General features: G+C 60.1%; 14 protein-coding genes. 3 read left to right on the forward strand and 11 right to left on the reverse strand.

Features of this window, described 5'->3' with window-relative positions; genetic code table 11:
* Nucleotides 1-79: 79 nt before the first annotated feature.
* The 5 genes from ACTJKM_RS17520 to ACTJKM_RS17540 all read right to left on the reverse strand — a co-directional run bounded on the left by ACTJKM_RS17520 (nucleotide 80) and on the right by ACTJKM_RS17540 (nucleotide 5,512).
* Nucleotides 80-1,600, reverse strand: coding sequence for an efflux transporter outer membrane subunit (locus ACTJKM_RS17520; protein ID WP_058329000.1), 1,521 nt, complete (start codon nucleotides 1,598-1,600; stop codon nucleotides 80-82).
* Nucleotides 1,601-2,087: 487 nt separating this feature from the next.
* Nucleotides 2,088-2,447, reverse strand: coding sequence for a hypothetical protein (locus ACTJKM_RS17525; RefSeq protein WP_058329001.1), 360 nt, complete (start codon nucleotides 2,445-2,447; stop codon nucleotides 2,088-2,090).
* Between the two features lie 19 nt (nucleotides 2,448-2,466).
* Nucleotides 2,467-3,390: a DUF3313 domain-containing protein gene (locus ACTJKM_RS17530; protein WP_082663686.1), complete on the reverse strand. Its 924-nt coding sequence runs from the start codon at nucleotides 3,388-3,390 to the stop codon at nucleotides 2,467-2,469.
* 127 nt (nucleotides 3,391-3,517) lie between these two features.
* On the reverse strand, nucleotides 3,518-4,822 hold the full coding sequence (locus tag ACTJKM_RS17535; protein WP_058329002.1) for a HAMP domain-containing sensor histidine kinase: 1,305 nt from the start codon (nucleotides 4,820-4,822) through the stop codon (nucleotides 3,518-3,520).
* A 3-nt stretch (nucleotides 4,823-4,825) separates the two neighbouring features.
* Nucleotides 4,826-5,512, reverse strand: a complete 687-nt coding sequence (locus ACTJKM_RS17540; protein ID WP_058329003.1) for a response regulator — start codon at nucleotides 5,510-5,512, stop codon at nucleotides 4,826-4,828.
* Between the two features lie 158 nt (nucleotides 5,513-5,670).
* Here ACTJKM_RS17540 and ACTJKM_RS17545 point away from each other — a divergent pair, with 158 nt between their 5' ends.
* The 3 genes from ACTJKM_RS17545 to ACTJKM_RS17555 all read left to right on the forward strand — a co-directional run bounded on the left by ACTJKM_RS17545 (nucleotide 5,671) and on the right by ACTJKM_RS17555 (nucleotide 11,161).
* The gene (locus tag ACTJKM_RS17545; protein ID WP_058329017.1) at nucleotides 5,671-6,771 is read left to right on the forward strand and encodes an efflux RND transporter periplasmic adaptor subunit; all 1,101 of its coding nucleotides are present in this window, start codon (nucleotides 5,671-5,673) and stop codon (nucleotides 6,769-6,771) included.
* Nucleotides 6,771-9,923: an efflux RND transporter permease subunit gene (locus ACTJKM_RS17550; RefSeq protein WP_058329004.1), complete on the forward strand. Its 3,153-nt coding sequence runs from the start codon at nucleotides 6,771-6,773 to the stop codon at nucleotides 9,921-9,923. Before ACTJKM_RS17545 ends, ACTJKM_RS17550 begins: the two co-directional genes overlap by 1 nt.
* A 95-nt stretch (nucleotides 9,924-10,018) precedes the next feature.
* Nucleotides 10,019-11,161, forward strand: a complete 1,143-nt coding sequence (locus tag ACTJKM_RS17555; RefSeq protein WP_245296239.1) for a patatin-like phospholipase family protein — start codon at nucleotides 10,019-10,021, stop codon at nucleotides 11,159-11,161.
* A gap of 206 nt (nucleotides 11,162-11,367) precedes the next feature.
* On the opposite strand, the gene ACTJKM_RS17560 is transcribed toward ACTJKM_RS17555, so the two are convergent.
* The 6 genes from ACTJKM_RS17560 to ACTJKM_RS17585 all read right to left on the reverse strand — a co-directional run bounded on the left by ACTJKM_RS17560 (nucleotide 11,368) and on the right by ACTJKM_RS17585 (nucleotide 18,716).
* Entirely contained in the window at nucleotides 11,368-13,014 is a 1,647-nt protein-coding gene (locus tag ACTJKM_RS17560) for a GMC family oxidoreductase (protein ID WP_082663688.1), read from the reverse strand.
* A 5-nt stretch (nucleotides 13,015-13,019) separates the two neighbouring features.
* Nucleotides 13,020-14,516, reverse strand: a complete 1,497-nt coding sequence (locus ACTJKM_RS17565) for a GMC oxidoreductase (protein ID WP_058329005.1) — start codon at nucleotides 14,514-14,516, stop codon at nucleotides 13,020-13,022.
* Between the two features lie 9 nt (nucleotides 14,517-14,525).
* Nucleotides 14,526-15,626 carry an ABC transporter ATP-binding protein gene (locus ACTJKM_RS17570; RefSeq protein ID WP_058329006.1) on the reverse strand — a complete coding sequence of 367 codons (1,101 nt, stop codon included), beginning with the start codon at nucleotides 15,624-15,626 and terminating at the stop codon, nucleotides 14,526-14,528.
* A 4-nt stretch (nucleotides 15,627-15,630) separates the two neighbouring features.
* The gene (locus ACTJKM_RS17575; protein WP_058329007.1) at nucleotides 15,631-16,506 is read right to left on the reverse strand and encodes a carbohydrate ABC transporter permease; all 876 of its coding nucleotides are present in this window, start codon (nucleotides 16,504-16,506) and stop codon (nucleotides 15,631-15,633) included.
* A complete protein-coding gene (locus tag ACTJKM_RS17580; RefSeq protein ID WP_058329008.1) occupies nucleotides 16,499-17,392 on the reverse strand; it encodes a carbohydrate ABC transporter permease in 894 nt (297 codons plus the stop codon). Before ACTJKM_RS17580 ends, ACTJKM_RS17575 begins: the two co-directional genes overlap by 8 nt.
* A gap of 76 nt (nucleotides 17,393-17,468) precedes the next feature.
* A complete protein-coding gene (locus ACTJKM_RS17585; protein ID WP_058329009.1) occupies nucleotides 17,469-18,716 on the reverse strand; it encodes an ABC transporter substrate-binding protein in 1,248 nt (415 codons plus the stop codon).
* Between the last annotated feature and the right edge of the window lie 11 nt (nucleotides 18,717-18,727).

An 18,727-nucleotide genomic window follows, 5' to 3' on the forward strand; every position in this document is an offset into this window, starting at 1 on the left:
ACCCCGCCGTGGCCAAACAGGGCGCGTCAATCGAGAGAGCCCGGCTAGTCAACCGCGGCCATGTGGAGTCCATGCAAGTCTAGCCGCCTACCTTCGGCCTGGAGTGCGCGAGGCGGGGCCGCGCATCGACATCGACGACGGCGGGCTTTGACACGTCGATGCCGCCGTCCCAGCCGCCGCCGAGTGCCTTGTTAAGGGCGATGAAGTAAGCGGCGATGTCCGCGCGGCTGCGGATCATCGCTTCCTCGGCAGCATAAACGGAGCGTTCTGCATCGAGAACATCGAAGAAATCGGCTGCACCCGCCTCATTCAGCGTACGCGAGAGATCAGTGGCCCGGCGGTACGATGCGGTCGCGGAACCGAGTTTCGCATAGCGCGTCCGCGTCTGGGACAGCGAGACAATCGCGTTCTCGACCTCCTCCATAGCTTTCAGTACAGCGGCTTGGTAGGCGACGTAGGATTGGTCACGCTGGGCCCTTGCGACGTCGACGGCCGCCCTGAGCTGCCCGCCCTGGAAGATCGGCACAACGAGGGTCGGGCCAATACTCCAACCGAGCGTCGATTTCTTGCCCAAGTCGCTCGGACTCAACGCCGAGGATGCGATACTTCCCGTCAAGCTGATCGACGGGTAGCGGTTAGCCTCTGCTTGCCCAATCTTCGCGGTGGATTGCGCGAGGTTCCGCTCTGCTGAGCGTACGTCCGGGCGATTCAGGAGAACATCGGCCGGAATCCCCGTCGCAACGGGCTCCTTCGGCAACGGGACCGGACCACCACCATTCAGCCTCGCCTCCAGCGTTGTAGGTGGCTGACCGAGGAGGACGCTGAGGCGATGTACGGCCTGGGCGTAGGAGATTTGATACGTTGGTATGTCGGCCGCGGTAGAGAGAGCCTGAGCGTTCGCCTTGGCATCGTCAACGCCGGTTGCCTCGCCGGCCCGGAATTGCTCTCGTGTCAGCCTTGCGGTCTGCACCTGGGATTCGGAAGACCGCCGGGCGAGCGCAAGGAGTGCTTGGTATTCCCGTGCCTGAACGTAGTAGGACGCGACATCTCCAACGAGCGTGACCAGCGTGTCGCGCAGGTCTTCCTCGGCAGCCTCCGCGCCATGCCGTGCCGCTTCAAGGGCGCGCCGATTTCCCCCAAAGAGGTCGAGTTCCCAACTCGCATCAAAGCCAGCCTGATATTGGCTGTAGACGGTCGGCTCAGAGCCGACAACCGACGCCCCCGAACGCGTGCGCGTTGCCGACGCGGCCCCCTCGACCGCAGGAAGGAGTGCCCCCTGCTGTTGCCGATAGGTTGCACGCGCCTCACGGATTTTAGCCTTGGCAACAGCGACGTCCAGATTGCCTCCGACGGCCTCGGTGATCAGACTGTCGAGTAGCTGATCGTCGAGTTGTCGCCACCACCTCGATAAATCAGGCTGCTTGGCTGGTTTCTGTGGCTTGCCACTTCCCCACTGAACTGGAACGGCAAGCTGAGGTCGCTCGTAGTCAGGGCCAACCACGCAGCCCGCAATCAGCAAGAGCCCCAAGAAACCGAGCACGGTCTTCAGCGCTTTGTTCCTGAAGGAGAGCAAAATTCGCCTTGCGGGGCGGTTTCTCATGTCGTCGTTTCTCAGTTGGCCATGAACGGGTTTGGGTGCAGGCGTCCTGCCGGAGCGCGGGTCACGACCCCCTCCGCCTCCACGGCGAGGGAGTACCGTGAAAGCTTGTGGGGTCCGACGGCTTCGCCTCATCGCCTCTCACCGCTCCGTTTTCAGGGGAAGGAGCAATGCCCTCGAGGGCCATCCTGAGGCTGGTACCTACCGTTGTCGGCTGAGTAGCGATGGCCATACGCGCACCGGTCGAGATCGTATCGTTGGACATAGTCCGGCGGTGGCGGCGGCACTAAAAGTGGTGGAGGAGCGGGAGGCCCGGGAATAGGGAGCAACACAGGCGGCGGGAGCAGAACGGGAGGCGGGACCTGGGCCACCGCACCCGACTGGCTTGCCAGCGTAACTGACAGCGACATCAAGATCGTTGTGCACTTCATCGAGATCACCATAGATTTTCTCGGAATTCATGGGACGCAATGCTTTTGGTCCCATGCCGCTAGCGGCTAAACCTCAGATCAGGCTTGTTGCCGTCCCAACCCTGCAGGCCGCCGGAGACCTTGCTAAACCGCAGACACCGCTTCCCCATCCTGCCGTCGATGCAGAGGGTCTCGCCGCTGACAACCCAGGTGACAGAAAGCGTAAAGGGCAGAGGTCCGCGGATGCTTCCTGTACCATCAGTCTTGAGGGTGACTTTAAGTGCCTTGCCATCCGGTGTAAGCGCCGACCACGGCTGGCCATCGGCTAACACGGCCGCGACTTCTTGGGACTGCAGGAACGTCGGGGCGCTTGCAGCAAAAGTGACGTCAGCGGCAAGAATTGCGGCGCACATGGCTGCGAGCCTGAGATTCGTCTTCATGCGATATCCTTTCAGGGTTCTATTGGTTGGTTTGAGATGGAGCTGCCAGCATGCCGTTGGGAACAGCGACCGCAGCGGACGCGCCGATCGCATGTGCTGCCTGGACGGGTTCGGCACCCTTGTCGGTCCAGGCTGGCGGTAGACCGAGTTGGCCGGCAACAGCCCCTTTCAGACCGGAGGCGGATCCGAATGCCTTGCAGGCCTCGTATTTGGGATCACCGCCGAGGGACGCCTTCATCTTCTGCAATGACAGCCCGGTCGTTGATCCATGAAACGGGTCACGGCCAGCGACGAGCATGCGGGCGAAATCGTTGCCGAACGCGGACGCGAGGGAATAGGCATCCCCAATCATAGATATCCGCGCCCTTGTCGTAAGCATGTTCGCACCGCGCGCCCAGACCATGGCGGCCGCCTGCGACCCGTCCTGGCCAACCGCTTCGGCCTCTACCGAAAGACCGCCGAGCCCAATCGGAAGCCTCGGAACTGGAACGGCGAACACCGCACCGACACCGAGGGACGCAACCGTCGAGGTCGCCGCAGCCGCCCGGTTCGTCTTGACGATATCTGTGACCGTCGCGCGGACGATCAGGTCTGCCGGCTGGTTCGCCGCCACGACCTTGAACCGTTCGCTGAGACCGGTGCAGAGGGCTCGGTCGATATTGTTGGTGACAAGCGCGAAGTCTTCGGGTCCGATGGCTCCGGCGCTGCGTACTTGCGCCGCCGTCGGCACGATCCGCACCGTCTGCGCAGCAAGTAGCGGCGATGCATCGACGCGGAGATTCGCCTTCGTCAGAGCGCCGCCTGACTTTGTCATCCCCGCGTAGGATCCAAGCGTCGCTCCTGCTTGCAATGGCACGTTTGCACAGGAGGAAACTGACGACAGAAGTATCACGCAGAGCACTGCGCGCGGAGGTATTTCGGGTATCTGGAGGCCGAACGTCATTTGCCAAATCTCTGAGTCGTGATCGTGGCTCAGGTTTTAGCGCTGCCAGCGTTAATGGCCGTAAAGGCAGTGTAAAGTTGGGTAAAATCTAAAAGGCACCATCTGCGGCTCGCCGGGTCCCCCCAGCTCAATTGGTATGGATCGGGCTTTGATCGCCCGACGGACCTTGAGGGGTCGGCCTGCGGGGGAGTTCGAGGGTGATGGCCAGACCACCTGTCTCCGGCAGCGAGGCGTAGACTCGCCCGCCGTGCCGCTCCACTGCCTGCCGTGCGATCGCGAGGCCAAGACCATATCCCCCTCTCGGCCCGGCATCGTTCCCGCGGGAGAATGGCTGAAAAATGCGCTCGAGTTCGTCTCGTATGACGCCCGGCCCCTGATCCACCACGCGGATCTTGAGAATGTCGGCGGTCGTCGCGCATGAAACCGATATCCGCGACTGGTCAGCGGTGTACTTGACGGCATTGCGGACGATGTTTTCCATCGCTCTGTATATCAGTTCGCCTTCGACCTCGGCAGGGAAGACGCCATCAACGCTCTTGGTGATCGAAATGTTTCGCGCCTGTGCCTCGAATGCTGCGTCGCTCAGGATTTCGTTGAGGAGGTCAATGACATCCAAGGTCTGCGTTTTCAGAGGGGCGGTAGATTTGGCTGTCAGGCGCGCTAGCGTCAGGACCTCGCCGACGAGCGCATCGAGCCGCTCGACCTCCCGGTCCATTCGATCCAGCATCACATTGAGCTTTGCCGGGCTTTGTCGAAGAACACCAACGACGGCCTGCAATCGGGACAACGGCGAGCGCAACTCATGGGACACATCGTGAAAGAGCCTCTGCTGTGCATCCTGAAGCTCCTGCAGCCGGGCTGCAGTGGAGTCGAAATCATGCGCAAGCGCGGTGACCTCGTCCCTGCGCCCAGCCATCTCGTTCCCGATACGGACCTCGAAACGGCCATGCGCGAGGGCGCTCAGGCCATCGCGCAGGTGAACGACAGGGCGAATAAGATATCTGGCGAGCGCAGCGGCTGAAATCGTGCTGGAGATGAATATCGCGATCCACGGCATTGACAGTGCAAGATAGTCAAAGACGACGTTTGCGTGAGCGGCAACAGAAATGTGGTAGCAACGTCCGTCCTTCAGGACGGATCTCGTGTCTGCCGTGGTCTCGTCCGAACATGCACCGGTGTCCATGCTCTTCAAGAGCGTGAGGCCGACCGGCACGGTGTCCTCGCTTGTGCGGACGAAGCGCTCGGCGGCATCCTCGCCATCTCTTGTCAGCACGCTCGCCGTAAGGTTCAGGATGACGGTTCGCTCCTGGTGTTCCTGTTCCCCCGCGGGAGGCGGGATCTGAAAGAGGTAGACCGTTAGGATGATGACCGCGACAGTTGTCGCGAGCGTTAGCCAAATGGTCGCGAAAAACTTCCAAAAAAGCCGGGGCATGGATCAGTCCAGAAGCAGTTGATAGCCTTGACCACGGACCGACTGTATCCAGGGCTGTCCGTCGTCTCTAAGTCCAAGCTTCTGGCGAACGCTGCTGATATGCACGTCGATCCGACGATCGAACGGGGTCAGCGGCTTTCCAAAGGCCCGCCTCGAGATGTCCTGCTTCGACACAAGCTGGCCAGCGTTGCGGGCGAGAACCTCGAGCAGGCTGAACTCCGTTCCGGTGAGATCCAAAGGCTTCCCGCGCCACTCGGCGGTTCTGCTGCTTGGATGCATCGCGAGATGTCCCGCTCTGAGCGTGTCGGTAGATGCGTTGACCGAAGGCTGGCTTGCTCGGCGCAGGATTGCCCGCAACCTCGCCGCGAGTTCTCCCGGCGAACAGGGCTTAGGCACATAGTCGTCCGCTCCGAGGTTCAGCCCGGATATCCGATCGACGTCGTCGCCCCTGGCAGTGAGCATGAGGACGGGAACCTGACTCAGCTTTCTTATCCTCTGCAGCACCTCGATCCCGTTCATCCGCGGCATCATGATATCCAGAACGATTATGTCCACCGCGTTGCCAGCAGCAGCCGCAATAGCTGCGCGGCCGTCCGTGTCCGTTGCAACATCATACCCCTCTTCCGTCAGGTACTCCTGCAGAAGTGTCGTCAGCTCGATGTCGTCGTCGATGAGGAGAACCTTGTTCATTTACCTTTGCCCGTCATTCAGCCCGGTCACTCATATCGCACAAATGCAGGTCTGAGGCCGAATTTTACTTAGCTTAACACTAACTTGACCGCACTTTACGTTCGTCCCGCTACTCGTGGCGCGGTGGCATCGGTTGCAGAGTTGAAATGGCTCTCCGGATGCGGCAAACCACGAGGAAAGCATCGTTGAGAAAGCCGATTGTCTCTGTCTCCGCCATTTTTGGCTTGGCGCTCCTGTTGCCGTTCAGCAGCAGTGCAGGGGCGGATCAGCCCGCCGCCCCCACCCTCACCGTTTCTTTGGTGATTCCCAAACAGCGAGAATGGCCAGAGACAATTCCTGCAAGCGGCTGGCTGAAGCCTTGGCAAGAAGCAATCATAGCCTCCGAGACGGGCGGCCTTCGCATAACCGAAGTTCTGGTCGACGTCGGCTCCGTTGTGACAAAGGGGCAGACCCTTGTCCGCCTTTCACAGGACACCGTCCGGGCAGATATTCGCAAGCAGGAGGCCGCAGTCGAAACCGCCAAGGCGACTTTGGCGAAAGCCAGGGCGAATGCGGATCGCGCCAGGCAGTTACGCCCTTCCGGGGCGCTTTCTGACGAAAAGATCGCCGAGCGGCTGACCGACGAGCAAACTGCAATTGCAGGCCTTGAATCAGAAAAGGCGGCCCTCGAAAGCCAGAAGATCAAGCTCGATCAGACGACCATCACGGCCGTCGACGACGGACTTGTCACTTCGCGCACCGCCGATCTCGGTGCGGTCGTGTCGACCGGCACGGAGCTATTCCGACTGGTCCGCCAACAGCGGGTGGAGTGGCAGGCCGAAGTGTCGGCGGACTACCTTGCAAGCATCACAGAGGGACAGTCCGTTGAGATCCGCGGGCCTGGTGGACGGCGCATTCAAGGCAAGGTGAGGCTCGTTGGCCCCTTGGTCAGCACCGGCACCGGTCGCGTGATCGTCTACGTCGCTTTTCCCGCCGACCTCGAGTCGCGCGTTGGACTCTATGTGACTGGTAGCATCGAGCTCCAGCTCACACCGGCCCTCACGGTACCCGAGACGGCAATCGTTTTCCGTGACGGGATAACTTACGTGTTTGCAGCGGACAAGGACAACCGCGTGCGAAGGGTGCGTGTCGAAACGGGGCGGCGCAGGAACGACGAAGTCGAAATCGTTTCCGGCATGGAGCAGTCAGCGAAAGTCGTGGCGGCAGGCGGGGCGTTTCTCTCGGATAACGCCCTTGTGACCATCGCAGGAGAACGCTGATGAACTTCTCCTCATGGTCCATTCACAACCCTGTTCCGGCGATATTGTTGTTCGCGATGCTTACCGTCGGCGGACTGCTGGGATTCAAGGATCTACCGGTCCAGAACTTCCCCGACATGGACCTTCCGACGATCAGTATCGTCGCCTCGCTAGACGGTGCAGCGCCGACGCAACTCGAGACGGAAGTTGCCCGCGTAATCGAGGATAATCTCTCTTCCCTGAGCCGCCTCGACCACATCACGACGACGGTCACCGACGGCACAGTCTCGATTCGGGTTTCCTTCAAATTGGAGAAGAACAGTGAAGAGGCGCTGAACGAGGTTCGCAATGCCGTGGACAGTGCCAAGGCTGACCTGCCCGCCCAGATGGAGACGCCGAGCGTGACCAAGGTCACCGTGCAGAGCGCGGCCTTGGTGACATACGCGATCCGCTCTGCAGATCTTAACGAGACGGAGCTATCCTGGTTTGTCGACAACGACATGACGAAGGCGCTCCTGTCCGTGCCGGGGGTAGGACAGGTCAGCCGTGTTGGCGGGATCGACCGCGAGGTTCATGTCGATCTCGCTCCTACGACCATGGCATCGCTCGGGGTCACCGCGGCCACCGTATCAGCGCAGTTGAAGTCGGTCCAAACGGACACCTCGGGAGGTCTCGGAGAGATCGGCGGCACCCGTCAGACGCTGCGGACACTGGGTGCCGTGCCTTCTGTCGACGACCTGAAAGAACTTCGAATTCCCCTCGCCAACGGGCAACAAGTTCGCCTGGACGAGGTCGCATCTGTCGCAGACAGCTTTGCGGACCGATCATCCGCAGCCTACCTCGACGGCCAACCCGTGATTGCGGTCGAGATCAAACGCTCGAACGGGTTCTCCGATACAGGGGTTGCCGCTGACGTCGAAGCGGCGATGCGGAAGTTTGCAGCAACGCACTCCAACGTACGGATTGACGAGGCCTATAGCACAGTCGGCCCCATCCTCGACAACTACAGCGGCTCGATGCACATGCTGTTCGAGGGGGCAATCCTTGCGGTCGTCGTCGTCTGGCTCTTCCTTCGCGATTGGCGCGCCACGATCTTGTCGGCCGTGGCGCTCCCGTTGTCTGTCATTCCAACGTTTCTCGCGATGTATCTGGCCGGCTTCAGCCTCAACATCGTGACGTTGCTGGCTCTGTCGCTCGTGGTCGGTATTCTCGTTGACGACGCTATCGTTGAGGTCGAAAACATCGCCCGTCACCTCAAGATGGGCAAGAGCCCACTCGATGCCGCGCTCGAGGCCGCCAACGAGATCGGGCTAGCTGTGATCGCGACCACCTTTACGCTCGTCGCCGTCTTTCTGCCAACCGCCTTCATGAGCGGCATTCCAGGACTTCTTTTTCGACAATTCGGGGTTACCGCGGCAGTGGCCGTGCTCGCATCGCTCGTCGTCGCCCGGCTACTGACACCGATGATGGCCGCGTATTTCATGAAGGCCCATCCGACTGAAGAGAAGGATGGCCGCATCATGCGCGTCTACATGGCCATCGCGAAGGCGGCGCTAAGACACAGGAAGATCTCGATGTGCTTGACGGCAGCCGTCGTTGCGCTGTCACTTTCTGCCATTCCATTCCTGAAGTCGGGCTTCCTGCCCGCCGCCGATGAAGCTCGGACACAAGTCACGCTCACTCTGCAGCCCGGCGCAACCATCGAGCAGACAGAAGCCACAACCCGCAAGGCGGCTGACATCGTCGGCAAGATCGATGAAGTGACGCATGTCTTTGCGTCGGTCGGCTCGGCGGCCTCCGGGGGCGGTCCTGATGCTACAACGACGAGCAGTGTCGGCACCGCCACGCTTGTTGTCACGTTGACGCCGATCGAGGAGCGGAGCCGGAAGCAGTCGGAAGTCGAAAAGGATATCCGCCAATCTCTCTCGGTCCTCCCCGGCATCCGTGTCGAAACCGGTGGCGGAGCATCCGGAACCAAGCTCGACATCACGCTAGCCAGTGACGATTCCACCGTACTTGATGGTGTAGGCACGGTGGTGGAGGAACAGCTACGGACGCTGAACGGCATCGGGGCGGTGACGTCGTCTGCGTCGAGGCAGGCTCCAGAAGTTCAGATTGTGCCCGATTTCGCACGGGCAGCGGCCCTGGGAGTGACATCGAGCTCCATCGCCGAGGCCGTGCGCGTGGCCACAAGCGGCGACTATTCTTCAGCCTTGCCAAAGCTCAATCTGCCGCAGCGGCAGGTCCCCATAGTCGTCCGGTTCGCCCCCGCGGCACGCACCACTCTCGACGACATCAAGAATATCAGGGTGGTCGGAACGAGTGGTAGCGTCGATCTCGGATCGATCGCTGACATCCGTATCGGCGGCAGCCCTTCGCAGATCGACCGCATTGATCGAATGCGCAACGTCACTCTTTCGGTCGAGCTGAACGGCCGCATCCTGGGAGATGTCAATCGCGAGGCGATGGGGCTTCCCGCCCTCCAGAACCTGCCAGCGGGTGTGGCCCTGGTGCAGCAGGGCGAACTCCAACGCAGTTCAGAGATGATGCAGAGTTTCGCCCTGGCAATGGCGATCGGTGTGTTCTGCATCTACGCGGTACTCGTTCTGCTCTTCCATGACTTCCTGCAGCCGTTCACCATCTTGATGGCCCTTCCGCTCTCGATCGGTGGCGCACTGCTTCCATTGGTGGCAACCGGAACGAGCTTCTCCATGTCGGTCGTCATCGGCTTGCTCATGCTGATGGGCGTGGTGACTAAGAACTCGATCCTCCTCGTCGAGTACGCAATCATGTCGCGCCGTCAGGACATGTCCAGGTTCGATGCTCTCATAGACGCCTGCCACAAGCGCGCGCGTCCCATCGTCATGACCACCATCGCCATGGCGTCGGGCATGCTTCCTGTCGCACTCAGTTTGACGGGTGGCGATTCAAGTTTCCGGCAACCGATGGCAATTGTGGTGATTGGTGGTGTGATAGCATCGACGCTGCTTAGCCTCATTGTCATTCCGATAATCTTCACGCTCATCGACGACGGAGTCGAGGTAGTCAAACGCCTTGTACGATTGACAAAGCCTGTAAACGATCTCCCTGCGCCGGAAGCCGACCCACCCAACGTTCGCGAGCCTATCGCCTTCGAGCGCGGCGCAACGAACCGAGGTTATGCCCAAAGATGATCACGGCTCGGCAAGAAATTCTCCGTGGTCGAGGTGACTTCGGCTTAGTGCCCGCTTTTGCGGTGGTCATGGCCGCCACACGTTTGGCGGCCGATATGGTCAGACTGCTGATGGTCGTGGCTCCGGCCGCCCTCCTCCTCACTGGTTGCATGCAGACGCTGGACCGAGCCGTTGACGCTAAGGAGGCAGCAAAGGCCTCCATCACCGGCTACGGCGAGATCCGCAGCTACCTCGACGCCCAGTTCAGTGAGTTTCCCAACAATGGCGAGCAGTGGGCACCTGCGGTTAAGCCGGGTGGCCTCGACGTCCTCATGATCTCTGGCGGCGGCTCGGGCGGAGCCTTCAGTGTGGGCGTTCTTTCTGCGTGGAGCGCTGCGCAGACCCGCCCTAAGTTCGACATCGTCACCGGGGTGAGCACAGGAGCCCTCATCGCACCGCTGGCGTTCCTCGGGTCCGCCTATGACGGCACACTGGTGCATTTGTACACGAGTGGCGTTGCGAAGGGTCTCGCTGCAAGCAAGAGCCTAGCTGGAGTGTTGGGTCCCAGCCTGTTGAGTTCCGATCCGCTCACGCGGATGGTCGCGCGGATCATTACCCCCACGATCCTGGCACAGGTTGCGGTCGAACACCGGAAAGGTCGCCGCCTTTTCGTGCTAACGACCAACCTTGACACACAGCGGGCCGTCATCTGGAACATGGGTGCCATCGCCGACAGTGGTCGCCCAGAGGCGTTGAAGTTGTTTCAGGACGTTCTGGTGGCGTCGGCGAGTATCCCCGGCATTTACCCTGCGGTGATGATCGAGGCCGAGTCGACTGGGCGCAAATTCAAGGAGATGCATTCGGATGGCGGTTCCGCTTCGCAGGTCCTAATGCTTCCGCAGGTTCTCTTGGCGAGCGACAAGAGCCTCGTGCCATCCAGACGGCAGAGCGTCAACTTCTACGTAATTGTCAACAATGCGCTGATGCCGGAATTTGCCACCACACCAGACAAAACGCTGTCCGTTATCGCAAGGGCGTACTCGATCTTCGTGAAGTCGCAGACACAGGGCGCGCTGATGGCCCTCTACAATTATTCCAAGTTGACCGGGGCGCGTTTCCATCTCGCGTCCATCGACGTCCAACTCCCCTATTCGATGTCCGACCCGTTCAATACCGAATACATGCGGGCAGTCTACAATCTAGGGTACGCCGAGCTTGCCGCTGGAACTCTGTGGAAAGACAATCCTGCTCTGCGGTGAAATAAGTGGCGACGGGGTGCTCGCAGAGATCTCCGCCGCGTGATGGAGACGGCGCGTCCAGTCGGTCGCGGCCCGTCCCGGGCATAACTCGGAAGTTCTTCGCCCAACGTGTCTCGGCGAAGCGGACAGACTGCCCCACGGACAGCCGACTTGTCGCACAGAGCCCCTGTCCCCGGCCAGAGACCGACGAGGCCCGCCGAGAACCTCTAGGCTCGCAAGAAGTCTGCCGCCCGCTCACCGATCATGATGCAAACGGAGTTCGGGTTCCCGGAGATAAGTGTTGGCATGATTGAAGCGTCTGCAACGCGGAGACCTTCAATGCCACGTACACGGAGGTGGGGGTCGACGACGGCCATTTCGTCCTTGCCCATCCGGCACGTTCCTGACGGATGCAGTGCTGCGTGCGCATCTTGCTGGCAGAAAGTCCTGATCTCTTCGCGCGTCTTCATTCTCGACTGTGGAGTATGCCTCGCTGCCACGTATTTCGCGATAGCTGGCTGCGACATGATATCAATCGCGGCCATCGTCCCGTCAGTAATCGCCTCCAGATCGTATTGATCCGAGAAGTACCGTGGAGCGACGCGCGGATTTGCAAGCGGGTCCGAGCTGGCGAGAGTTACTTCGCCTCTGGATCTCGGCCTTATCTGCCCGAGGTTTACAGTGCAGCCGTTGCCGCCCGGCACTGCGTCAACGCCCTCTTCGATACCTGCTCCGACCACCATGAAGTACTGAATGTCGGGAACCGTTTCGTTCCTGTTTCCCCACCAGAACGCGCCTCCCTCGATGAGGTTCGAGGAGGCCGGGCCGTTTCGAAACAGCGCATAGTTCAATCCGGCCGCCGCCTTCCAATGCAGCTTCTTGTACTTGTCGTAGCTGTGCGGGCCGTTGAGTTGGTATACGAGTGATATTTCGATGTGATCCTGCAGGTTCTGCCCAACGCCGGGCAGGTCGGCGTGAACGTCTATGCCTTGGCGCAGAATCTGTTCGGCTGGCCCGATGCCCGACAGCATAAGCAGTTTCGGCGTCGCAATCGCGCCGGCTGAGAGAACCACCTCGTGCTTCGCCTTGTGCGTGACCTTGTGTTTACCGCGCATGCATTCGACGCCCACCGCCCGTCCCTTCTCGATGATTACTCGAGTGACGGTCGAGCCTGTTTCAACACGCAAGTTGCGGCGGTTGCGGGCTGGCTTGAGGTAGGCGATTGCCGCCGAGCTGCGGCGGCCATCCTGAGCGGTAATTTGGTACAGGCCGCAGCCAGTCGGGTCGCCGGAATTGAAGTCCGAATTGTACGGCAGGCCAGCCTGTTGGCAGGCTTGCAGCCATGCGCGCGTCAAAGGATGGATGTAGTCCACATCGGATACGCCAAGCGGACCGCCCACGCCGTGCGCTTCGTTGCAGAACCGATTGTTGTTTTCCGCGCGCTTGAAATAGGGCAGCACTTCGGAATAGGCCCAGCCATCCGCCCCCATTTGGGCCCATTGGTCATAGTCCGAGGGTACGCCCCTGATGTAAATCATTGCGTTGACGGAACTTCCGCCGCCGAGGACCCTTGCCTGTACCATGGTCGGATGGGCAGTGCGGCCTTGCTCGGGCATCGGTTCCCATGGGATGCGCTTCAGAAGCGAGCCCTGGGCTGTTTTGTAGTACGCACCAGGAATATGGATGTAGGGATTGAGGTCTCTGGGGCCTTCCTCGAGCAGCAAGACGTTCACGCTCGGATCCTCAGATAAGCGAGCGGCAATGACACATCCCGTCGATCCCCCGCCGACCACGATGTAGTCGTACGAATAGAGTTCGTCTGGCTCGGGAGGCAATATTCCCAACCGCGCTGATACCCAATCAGAAAACGACATCAGGGTCACCTCGCGATGGAAAAGCCGGCCTTGATGGCCAGGGCTGCTACTGTAAGCGCGGGATTTACTGCAGCCGACGTCGGCAGAACGGAGGCATCGGTGACGTACAGGTTCTCAACGTCGTGGCTGCGGCAATCCAAATTGACGACTGAAGTTTTCGGATCGTTGCCTAAGCGTGCAGTGCCGCATTGATGAGACGTCGTTTTCCGACCAAACGTATGTGTCAGCACGATTGGAAAGCCCGCCTTTCGCATGGCAGCGCGGGTCTCCTTGATCAGTGCCTCGTGGGCCCGCATATTCGAGCGAACCCAATTCATGACAATTCGGCCGTCGCGGACCATCACCCGGCTCTCCGGATTCGGCAGATCCTCGCTCGTCAGGAACCAGCCGTAGGCGTAGCGCGCAAGGACCCTGGTAAACCAGGCAGGAGCCGGAACCGGGAAATTGGCCTTCAGGATGTTACCGGTGATGTGCCCAAGCAGTTGAACGTTGCCGAGCGGAAAACCGAGATCATTGTCTGCGTTATAGAAGTCATTGAAGGTGATCGTCTTCTGATAGACGCTAGTGTTGGGCGCAAACGGATCAATCGTCAGCATCGCGCTCGTGTTGTGGTTCATAAAGTTGCGGCCAAGTTGGTCGGAACTGTTGCCGAGACCCGTAGGATGGGCGCCGTTCGCCGATCGAAGCAATAGAGCCGCGGATTGCACCGCCCCAGCAGCCACCGCGAAGGTGCCTGCCGAAATCCGTTGCTCCACCCCATCTTTTGTGAAAACCGCAGCTTCGACCCTGCTTCCGCTCCCGTCTGTTTCCAGTCGGGATACGTTCGCCCCTGTGATCAGGGTGACGTTGGGATACGACAACGCTTGCGAAAGCGGCCCGACTTCCGCGTCGATCTTGCCATCTCCCGTATTCGGAAACGCGTCCCATCCGGTTTTCGCTCGCCGTAGCCATGCCTCGATGTCGATCGCAAGCGGCAGGGGCGACGGATGAACACCCGCCTTTTCAAGTCGCCTGCGCACGGAAGCTATTGCCGGCTCGTCGGGAACAGGCGGAAAGCCGTAAGGCTTAGCGTGAGGCGGCTCCGTCGGATCGTCGTTGGTGCTTCCGCGCACCCGGAAAACAGCTTCCGCCGCATCATACCACGGTGACAATTCGTCGTAAGAGATTGGCCAGCCCGGTGATACCCCGTCCATATGGCTTCGTGGAAGAAAATCCTCCCCGCGGTAGCGAAACATCACCGCGCCGAAGAACTTCGAGTTTCCGCCCACGTAGTAATAATTGCCAGGCAGGAAGCTCTGTCCGTCTGTCCCGTACCATTCCTCGGTGTTGCGGTAAAAGCCCTTTTGGAAGATCTCTATGTCGTCCCTGGCTTGCGGGGCATCACGCAAGAAGTCACCTTTCTCGAGGATAACGATGCGCCTGCCAGACGGTGCCAAGCTGTAAGCAAGCGATGCGCCGCCGATGCCCGACCCAATGATGACGATGTCAGCGGTCTGTGTCATTACATTCACTCAATCGATGCGAGTTTCGGTGTCTGCGTCAAAGAGAACAATCTTGGACGTGTCGATCGATAAGGTGGCTTCTCGGCCAGCGTCGGCTTGCTTAGGCGGCAACCGGGCCGTGACTTCGACCCCGCCAAGATGGAAGACGACAAGTGTGTCCGGACCCGTCGGTTCGACAACGTCGACGTTGACGGAGAGCATTGCGCCCGCCCCGCCGTTAGCAATTGAGAAGTTCTCTGGTCTGATGCCTATGAGGACCTTCTTTCCGGCGTACTTGCGCGCCGCTTCGGCCGACAGCGGAATGCCCGAAATCCTTCCAGACGGCTTGCCGGCGATGTCCACTACCGCTGTCACATTCTGACCTTGCATTTCCAGAACGCCCGGGACGATGTTCATGGCTGGCGAGCCAACAAAGCGCGCCACGTAGACGTTGGCCGGGCGGTCATAGACGGACTGTGGCTCATCCAGATGCTGAACCACACCGTCCTTCATGACGGCGACGCGCGTGGCCAACGTCATGGCTTCGATCTGATCATGCGTCACGTAGACGATGGTCGTGCCAAGACGCTGATGCAGGCGCTTGATCTCCGTCCGCATGTCGACGCGAAGCTTCGCGTCAAGATTGGACAGCGGTTCATCAAACAGAAACAGCTTCGGCTGCCGCACGATGGCCCGCCCCATCGCGACGCGCTGCCGCTGCCCGCCCGAAAGTTGTGACGGCTTCCTGTCGAGAAGATGTGTGATCTGCAGCAGCTCAGCGGCCGTCTTCACGGCCCTATCCCGTTCCGCTTGCGACAGCCCCCGGATCTTCATGCCGAATTCGATGTTCTGGCGCACTGTCATCGTGGGATAGAGCGCGTAGGACTGGAACACCATGGCGATGTCCCGGTCTTTCGGAGACAGGTTATTCACGACCTTCCCAGCAATGCGAATGTCGCCGCCGCTGATCGTTTCAAGTCCGGCAATCATGTTGAGAAGCGTCGACTTTCCGCAGCCGGAAGGGCCGAGCAACACCAGGAAGTCACCGGTGCCTATCGATATCGAGACTTCCTTGAGAACCTCGAGGCTCCCGTAGGCCTTGCGAACGCGATCGATTTCAAGAGTAGACATGGTATCAGCCTTTCACAGCGCCAGCGGTCAACCCGCGGACGAAGTAGCGTCCAGCGACGATGTAGACAAAGAGGGTGGGGATCGCGGCGATCATGGCAGCTGCCATGTCGACGTTGTATTGCTTGCGCCCGGTCGTCACGTTGACGATGTTATTGAGCGCAACCGTTATCGGACTGCTTGCCCCTGATGTGAACGAGACACCAAAGAGGAAGTCGTTCCAGATCTGGGTGAACTGCCAGATGCAAGACACCACGATGATGGGGATCGACGTCGGAAGGATGACGCTCCAGAAAATCCGGAAGAAGCCCGCGCCGTCCACCATCGCTGCTTTGGTCAATTCGTCCGGAAGCGATACGAAGTAGTTCCGGAAGAACAGGGTCGTGAAGCAGATGCCATAGGCGACGTGTACGCAGATCAGGCCCGGTATGCTTCCGGCGAGCCCAAGTAGGCCGAGGGTGCGTGCCATCGGGATCAGGACCGCTTGGTAAGGCAGAAAGCAGCCGAACAGGAGCAGGCCGAACACGAAGTTTGCACCGGGAAACTTCCACTTCGTCAGGATGTAGCCATTGATGGCGCCGATGCCCGTTGAAAGGACTACCGAGGGGATCACCATCAGCAGCGAGTTCACGAAGTAGGGCTTAAGCCCGGTGCACTCCGTTCCGATGCAGGCCTGCGACCAGGCGGCGCGCCAGGCGTCAAGGGTCACGGTCTTCGGAAGGCCGATAAAGGAGCCTGCGTAGATCTCGTCGAGCGACTTGAGAGACGTCACCACCATAACCCACAAGGGCATCAAGTAGAGCAACGCTACAGTGAGAAGGCAGGCGTAGACCACCAACCGTCCCAGGCGCGCCTTTCCGGATTGTGAAAGTGCTTCAGCCATTGTTGCGCTCCCGAAGTTCGGAATAGAGGTACGGCACGATGATGGCCGCGACCGTCATGAGCATCATCACGGCGCTAGCAGCCCCCACTCCCATCTGGTTGCGACGGAAGGTGGCAGCGAACATGAAGGTTGAAGGCAGTTCGGTAGCAGCACCCGGCCCGGCATTCGTCAGCGCCAACACCAGGTCGAAGCTCTTGATGGCGATGTAGCTCAACAGCACGATGACGCTGAGCATTGCCGGACGCAGCATCGGAATGATGATCTGGCGATAGATGAGCGGAAGGCTCGCGCCTTCGATCTGCGCTGCCTTGATGACCGAGTTATCGACCCCGCGCAGTCCTGCCAGGAAGATGGCCATCGCAAAACCCGAGGACTGCCAGACGCCGGCGATTACGACTGTGTAGATCGCCATTTGGGGATCGGTGATCCAGTCGAAGCGAAACGTCTCCCAGCCGAGGTCATTGACGACCTTCTGTATTCCGAGCCCCGGGTTCAGGATCCACTTCCAGGCCGTGCCGGTCACAATGAACGATAGCGCCATTGGATAGAGATAGATCGCCCGCAAGGCCCCTTCAGCGCGGATGTTCTGATCGAGCAGGATGGCCAGGAGAAGGCCAAGAGCCGTCGATAGCGCCAGAAACAGCGCGGAGAAGATGAACAGATTGGCTACCGCGGTGTGCCACCGCGGCGTCGCCCAAAGACGCACATACTGCTCCAGGCCCACAAAGTCGTAGACGGGCACGAACTTCGAGGAAGTGACGGAAATCAGCCCAGTCCAAAGAATGAACAGGTAGACTGTTATGACGACGATCAGCAGGCTGGGAGCAACGACAAGGCGCGGAAGCCAGCTGGCCAATCGTGAGGACATGCGCTTGTAGGCGCTCATGGATCTGCTCCGATGGCGAATTTCAATGGTCGGGCCGGGTTGTCACGCCCCGGCCCGCTCTCAAGGTGAGTTCGGGTTAGCGGGCGTTGTCGATGCCTTCGACCAGCATCTTGACCGCGTCTTCGGAGCTCATGTTGCCAACGAAGAACTGCGCGGCAACGTCGCTGAAGACCGCGGCGAACTCCGGCTTCGCGGCAAAGCCATGGGTCATGGCGCCTTGCATGCTGCCCTTCTCGATCGCCGCCGTCCGCTCGCTGTAGCCGAGCTTTGCGCAATCATCGAACTCGTCGACCGACACATCGATACGTGCAGGAATGGAGCCCTTGATAAGGTTGAAGCCCTTCTGGACCTTTGGGTCCATGATTGTTTCGGCAAGTGCGGCCTGGGCCTTTTGCAGGTTTTCGTCCTTCACCGTGAACATGCCGAAGCTGTCGATGATGTACTGGAAAGCGGTGACTTGGCCGGGCGTCGCGAAGCAGTAGAAGTCCTGGTCCGGCTTCAGGCCCTTTGCAAGGAACTCGCCTTTCGCCCAGTCGCCCATGAACTGCATGGCGGCTTCGCCATTGATGACCATGCCCGTGGCAACGGCCCAGTCTCGGCCAACGAAGTTGTTGTCGACGAGACCACGCACTTCGCGCAACGTGTCGAACACCTTTGCCATCTCGGGGCTGGCGAGCGTCTCCGGGTTCAGATCGATGGCTGCTTTCTGATAAAACTCCGGACCGTTGATGTCCGACAGAAGGGCGTCAAAGATGATGCCGATCTGCCAGGGCTCGTCACCCATTGCGATCGGGACAACGCCCTTTTCCTTGAGCTTCTTGCCCGCGTCGATGAGTTCTGCCCAATCCTTTGGAACCGATACTCCGGCCTGGTCAAAGAGCTTCTTGTTGGCCCAGACCCAGTTCTGCCGGTGCATGTTGATCGGCGCGGCGATGAAGGCGTCGCCCGAAGTCACGAAAGGCAGGAGCTGCGGAGCGAGCGCTTCGCGCCAGCCACCTGCTGCGGCGAGATCGTTCAGGTCGCGGACGACACCCTGCTCTGCCCACTGCACGCCTTCCCAACCGAGAAACTGCATCGCCCCCGGAGGATTTCCCGCCGTAAGCCGAGCACGCAGAGCTTGCTGCGCGTTCGCGCCGCTTGCGCCGCCGACGGCGGAATCCTTCCATTGGAAGCCCTTGGTTTCAAGGTCCTTGCGGATCACGTTCAAAGCGTCAACTTCACTTTGCGAGACCCAGTGATGAAGAACTTCGATCGACCCCTCTGCGCGTGCTCCCGCCGGAACAAGCATCGTCGCAGCGATGAGGGCGGAGAAAAACTTTGACATTAGACATTCCT

This window comes from Ensifer sp. 22460 (genome assembly GCF_052044935.1).
In the GTDB taxonomy this organism is placed as follows: Bacteria; Pseudomonadota; Alphaproteobacteria; order Rhizobiales; family Rhizobiaceae; genus Ensifer.